This window comes from Acinetobacter lwoffii, from assembly GCF_024129735.1.
Classification (GTDB): domain Bacteria; phylum Pseudomonadota; class Gammaproteobacteria; order Pseudomonadales; family Moraxellaceae; genus Acinetobacter; species Acinetobacter lwoffii_H.
In genome coordinates, this window is record NZ_JAMXXK010000088.1 from 1 (window position 1) to 5313 (window position 5313).

Genomic DNA, 5313 nt, shown 5'->3' on the forward strand with positions numbered 1-5313 from the left:
ATTCTGAGATAAATTCATAAAAAAAGAGCGTATTTACATACGCTCTTTTTACAGCATTTTAACTTTTTTTGCTTAACTGACTGGCATTACTCAAATGAGGGCTTTTTAATTTCATACTTTAACTGAGAAACCAGGTGTAATAACCCCAGATCATTAAAGGCCATGCTAGGAAAGGGCTAAACAACCATTTCCAGAACCAGTGGCGCGGCATAAAGCCAACACCATGGACAAAGCCTCCAGAAATACCAATCATGATATACATCATGGCACTATGGCTATATTCACCGTTGGCATCCAGCATTGCAGAAGGATGAACCAATAACACTGCTGCGAGAGGAAAAGCCAGGAGGCAGGAAATCATCATCGCAAATTTGTTTGGTTTCTTGTCTACAACGGTTTTCTCAAGCGCAGCTTCGGTCATGTTTTATTCCTCATCTAGGTCTTGGTGTTGTTCCATGTAAATGGCAGCAATCACACTGGCAAAACATGCCATCAGTACACCCAGAATCCAAGCAAAATACCACATAGTTGTCTCTCCTTAAGGCACAGCCCTTAGTACAGGCTGTGTGAATTATCTTCAATGTGTTTGTTGGTAATCACGCCCCACATCTTGTAATAACACCAAGTGGTATAGATCAGGATCAGTGGAACAAAGATACAGGCAGCAACGGTCATAACGGTTAAGGTATTTTTACTAGATACCGCATCCCACATGGTCAGACTTGCAACCGGGTTAATGCTTGAAGGCATCAGGAAAGGGAATAGGGCGAAACCAGCAGTCAGAATTGCACCGATAACTGCCAGAGATGAACCCAGGAAGCTCAAGCCTGCTTTATTTTTACCTGCTGCCAGTACAATGATCAAACCGCCCAAAATGCCGGCAATAGGCGCTGCCATCGTGATTGGATAAGTCGAGTAGTTATTCATCCAGCCTGGATTGGCATTGGTCAGCACTTCTTTGGCGAGCGGGTTGGCAACACCATTGGTATCAAAAGGTGTAACCAGTGTATAACCTTGAATACCACCAAAGTACAGCCAAGCGCCTGCAGCCAGGAAGGTAACCAGATAAACCAGACCCATGATTTGTGTTGCTTTGGCAGAACGTTGGCGTAGGTCACCATCAGTACGCAGCATTAACCATGCACCACCATGTGCACACAGCATCGATAAGCTGACCAGACCACACACAATAGCAAACGGATTCAGTAGTGCAAAGAAGCTGCCAGTATAAGTAGAACGTACAGTTTCATCTAGAGTAAATGGCACACCCAGGAACATGTTACCGAATGCCACACCAAAGACCAATGCAGGAACTGCACCACCAATCGCTAGACCCCAATCCCATGAATTGCGCCATTTGGTATTTTCCAGTTTTGAGCGATAGTCAAAACCGACCGGACGCAGGAACAGGGCAAACAGGACCAGCAACAGGGCCCAGTACATGCCGGAGAAGGCAGTTGCATAGACCATTGGCCAGGCAGCGAATAACGCACCGCCGGCAGTAATAAACCAAACTTGGTTACCGTCCCAGTGCGGTGCAATAGTATTGATCGCTGCACGGCGCTCACTATCATTTTTGCCCACAAATGGCATGATCGCCATGGAGCCCATATCGAAGCCATCGGTGAGGGCAAAGCCAATCAGCAATACGCCGACCAGCACCCACCAAATGATTTTTAATAATTCATATTCGATCATGCTTGAGTCTCCCCATTTGCCTTCTCTGCAGCTGCAAGCTTTTCAAAATGGTATTTACCGGTATGCAGTGAGCTTGGGCCAAGACGTGAGAACTTGATCATCAGATACATTTCAATAATCAGTAACACGGTATAGAATGCTGCCAATGCAAGGATTGAACCCCAGACATCGCCTGTGCTTAAGCTTGATGCTGAAAGATGTGTTGGTAATACCTCACCAATGGTCCAAGGTTGACGACCTACTTCTGCTACATACCAGCCAGTTTGCGCAGCAATCCAAGGTAGAGGAAGTGCAAATAATGCAAATTTCAATAACCATGGTTTGTTTTCAGCATTACGTTTTGCTACCGCAAAAGTTGCTAGTGCAAATAGAAGCAACATCAGGAAGCCGGAAGCCACCATGGCACGGAAGGCCCAGAACAGGCTTGGTACGTGTGGAATGGTATCTTTAGCAGCTGCTTTGATTTGCTCTTCAGAGGCATCAACGACATTTGGCGTGTATTTTTTCAGAAGCAGACCGTAGCCTAAGTCTTTTTGGCTCTCTTCAAAAGCTATTTTCAGTTCTGGAGACTGATCACCAGCACGTAATTTTTCCAGTTGCGAATAGGCCACCATACCATTACGGATACGCGCTTCGTGCTGAACCAGCAGGTCTTTAATACCCGTGACTTGTTCAGTCGTAGAACGTGTAGCGATCAGACCCATCACATAAGGAATTTTCACTGCATAATCTGTAGTCATGGTTTCCTTATTCGGAATACCGAACAAAGTAAAAGGTGCAGGTGCAGGGTGGGTATCCCATTCAGCTTCAATCGCTGCCAGTTTGGTTTTCTGTACATCACCCAGCTCATAACCTGATTCATCACCCAGTAAAATTACTGAAAGTGTGGAAGCAAGCCCGAAGATGGCTGCAATGGCAAAAGAACGGCGTGCAAAAGGCAGGTCACGTTTTTTCAGCATGTAGTAACTTGAAATAGCCAGTACGAAGATGGCACCTGTGACATAACCGGCAGATACTGTATGCACAAATTTAACCTGAGCGACCGGGTTAAAGATCAATGCAGCAAAGTCCACCATTTCCATACGCATGGTTTCATAGTTAAATGCCGAACCGACCGGGTTTTGCATCCAGCCATTGGCGACCAGAATCCAGAGTGCGGACATGTTCGAACCCAAAGCGACTAGCCAGGTGACTGCCAGATGTTGCACTTTGGACAGACGATCCCAACCAAAGAAGAACAAGCCAATAAATGTCGATTCAAGGAAGAAGGCCATCAAACCTTCAATCGCCAGCGGTGCACCGAAAATATCACCGACATAATGCGAGTAATATGCCCAGTTGGTTCCGAACTGGAACTCCATGGTCAGGCCTGTGGTTACCCCTAAGGCAAAGTTAATACCAAACAGTTTTCCCCAGAACTTGGTCATGTCTTTATAGATTTCTTTGCCGGAAATCACATAGGTGGTTTCCATAATGGCAAGCAGAAAAGCCAGGCCTAAAGTGAGTGGAACAAAAATAAAGTGATACATCGCGGTCATGGCGAACTGGAACCGCGAGAGATCGACCACGCTTTCAGAAATCATCAACGTGTCTCCTGGATTTGGGAAGGATTGCCGGCGATACGCTCGGCGACTTGGTTATCAAAATTTTTAGGAATCGTAGGCGCATCAAACCAGATGTTTTTAATTACCATCAGTAAAATAACCTTGATAATTAAAATGGCGGTTATTTCTCTAACCACTCTCTGGTTTAGATTTTTGGGAACTAAGCTCATTCGACTAAGCCTGTTATATGACTTGTTGTATATTATTAATCTATTGTAACTAAAAAATAAATAGACGATACAGTTTAAATAAATATATATTTATAAGTATTTGGAAATAATAAATATATATTTATATAAGTTAAAATTTATTCTAAATATTTTTTATTATTTTATGTAATTCTATCGGTTTTTAAATCCGACTAAAATGCTTATATTTATATATTTTAATGTAGATCATTTTAGTTGGATTAATATTTTTTAATCTGATTAAAATGCTTGGTTTTAAAATAAAGAATAAAATTAATCAAACTAAACTGGTTGGTTTTATGAGGGTTGAATATCAGTGACACAATCTTTCTCACTATATTTATATTGATAAAAAACACACCAAAAAAAGAACATGCTGGAGGCATGTTCTTTTTAAGCTTTGTGAGGGAGACTGGACTTAGAAGTCGTAACGCATGCCTAGAGAAAGACCTAGGCTGTCTTCACCGCGTGCGCCACCTACAGCATTGGTACGACCTTGTGCCCAAGGGGTAAGGTTTGAGTTTTCATCATTTAGTACAGTTGCTATGTTGCCATAAATGCGGACTGTTGGATCTAAACGGTGTTCAAGTCCGATTGCCAGTAAAGTTGCATTTGCATCATCGGCATCGACATCGCGGTGGAATACTTCACCACGGAATGAGGTTTTTGGTGCAAATTTATATTCACCGGCTACACCAAATACTTGTGCATCTGGGTTTGCTTCAGAATTATCGTGTTGAAGGAATTGATATAAACCGCCCAGGTTGAATTCAGGTGTGATTTTGTAAGCACCTGCGATACGGAAACCATCACGTTCGCCACGGGCAGCTTCTTCTTCATAGTGTTCATAGGCAGCAGCGAAATCAACTTTACCTTCTTTATAGGTTAAAGCGAGGTCGTAAGCTTTATCTTTGTCTTTAGCGCCATCTTTAGTGGCATCCGGGCTATTTGTTTCATGTAGTGACATCGCACCTAATACGTTGAAACCACCACCAAATTTTGGTGATTTATATTCAATGGTATTGGCATTACGTTCATCAAAACGCAGGTTGCCTACACGCGTAACGTTACGAACGTCACCGACCATATCACCAAAGAAGTTGACCGGGCCACGTGCTACTTTGAATGGGCTGTCAAAACGGCCGATACGCGCTTGACCAAAATCACCTTTTAAACCAACAAAAGTATCGCGAGTTGCAAATTCAACATCATCATTTGCAGAACCACTTGCAAAGTTAATTTCCTGTTCGATTTGACCAAATACAGTCATACCATTTTCTAGTTTTTGTTCAGCTTTAAAGCCTAGGCGTGAAGAGTTTGAAGAAAGACCTACTTCGTTATAATCCTGGCCATCATCCAGATAATCTAAAGAAACGTGTGCACGACCATACACTTTAACATCAGCAGCAGCTGCCATCACTGGTGTTAAAATTGTTGCCCCGATTGCTAATGCAGATAACGTTTTTTTCATGTGTTGCTCCAATAAAGACTTTTTTATTCATCGTCTTAAAAACAAGTTTCAGTATTGTTTTGAAACATCTACTGCTCTATTGGTGCCAAGTATTCATTACAAATAAGTCAATATGATTAAGGAAATATTTCAGAAATATTAAAGACAATCATTGTCTTATTTTTTATAGGATTATGAGTGGGGTAAGCAGGATTGATGCAAATACAGCTAAGCTCGGTGTTTGCTGCAAAACTTAAAAATAGGCTAGGTGACTTTTACTGATAACCTGAGTTCGACGAAATCTGCTTAGCCTTTTAGCATATTTTGGAAAGTTGGCTTATTGGGATTCAAACAATAAGCCACTACAGCAGCC

6 protein-coding genes are annotated in these 5313 nt (G+C 42.4%); all 6 read right to left on the reverse strand.

The features are described 5' to 3' along the window. Positions 1-118: 118 nt before the first annotated feature. A complete protein-coding gene (locus NI469_RS15420) occupies positions 119-421 on the reverse strand; it encodes a cyd operon YbgE family protein (protein WP_004278714.1) in 303 nt (100 codons plus the stop codon). 3 nt (positions 422-424) lie between these two features. Further along, positions 425-526 (reverse strand): cytochrome bd-I oxidase subunit CydX, encoded by a 102-nt coding sequence (cydX, locus tag NI469_RS15425; protein WP_004278713.1) that lies wholly within the window; start codon positions 524-526, stop codon positions 425-427. 26 nt (positions 527-552) lie between these two features. Then, positions 553-1698: a cytochrome d ubiquinol oxidase subunit II gene (gene cydB, locus NI469_RS15430; protein WP_004645267.1), complete on the reverse strand. Its 1146-nt coding sequence runs from the start codon at positions 1696-1698 to the stop codon at positions 553-555. Further along, positions 1695-3281 carry a cytochrome ubiquinol oxidase subunit I gene (locus NI469_RS15435; protein ID WP_253175647.1) on the reverse strand — a complete coding sequence of 529 codons (1587 nt, stop codon included), beginning with the start codon at positions 3279-3281 and terminating at the stop codon, positions 1695-1697. The genes cydB and NI469_RS15435 overlap by 4 nt, the downstream gene beginning before the upstream one ends. Further along, entirely contained in the window at positions 3281-3472 is a 192-nt protein-coding gene (gene cydP / locus NI469_RS15440; protein WP_004278707.1) for a cytochrome oxidase putative small subunit CydP, read from the reverse strand. Before cydP ends, NI469_RS15435 begins: the two co-directional genes overlap by 1 nt. Positions 3473-3908: 436 nt before the next feature. Then, positions 3909-4961, reverse strand: coding sequence for a porin (locus NI469_RS15445; protein ID WP_005097084.1), 1053 nt, complete (start codon positions 4959-4961; stop codon positions 3909-3911). Positions 4962-5313 lie beyond the last annotated feature (352 nt).

Bases quoted from the DNA above. Each gene is read 5' to 3' on its own strand.
- cydX (WP_004278713.1), bottom strand. From the start codon at position 526: ATGTGGTATTTTGCTTGGATTCTGGGTGTACTGATGGCATGTTTTGCC.
- cydB (WP_004645267.1), bottom strand. From the start codon at position 1,698: ATGATCGAATATGAATTATTAAAAATCATTTGGTGGGTGCTGGTCGGC.
- NI469_RS15445 (WP_005097084.1), bottom strand. From the start codon at position 4,961: ATGAAAAAAACGTTATCTGCATTAGCAATCGGGGCAACAATTTTAACA.
- NI469_RS15435 (WP_253175647.1), bottom strand. From the start codon at position 3,281: ATGATTTCTGAAAGCGTGGTCGATCTCTCGCGGTTCCAGTTCGCCATG.
- cydP (WP_004278707.1), bottom strand. From the start codon at position 3,472: ATGAGCTTAGTTCCCAAAAATCTAAACCAGAGAGTGGTTAGAGAAATA.
- NI469_RS15420 (WP_004278714.1), bottom strand. From the start codon at position 421: ATGACCGAAGCTGCGCTTGAGAAAACCGTTGTAGACAAGAAACCAAAC.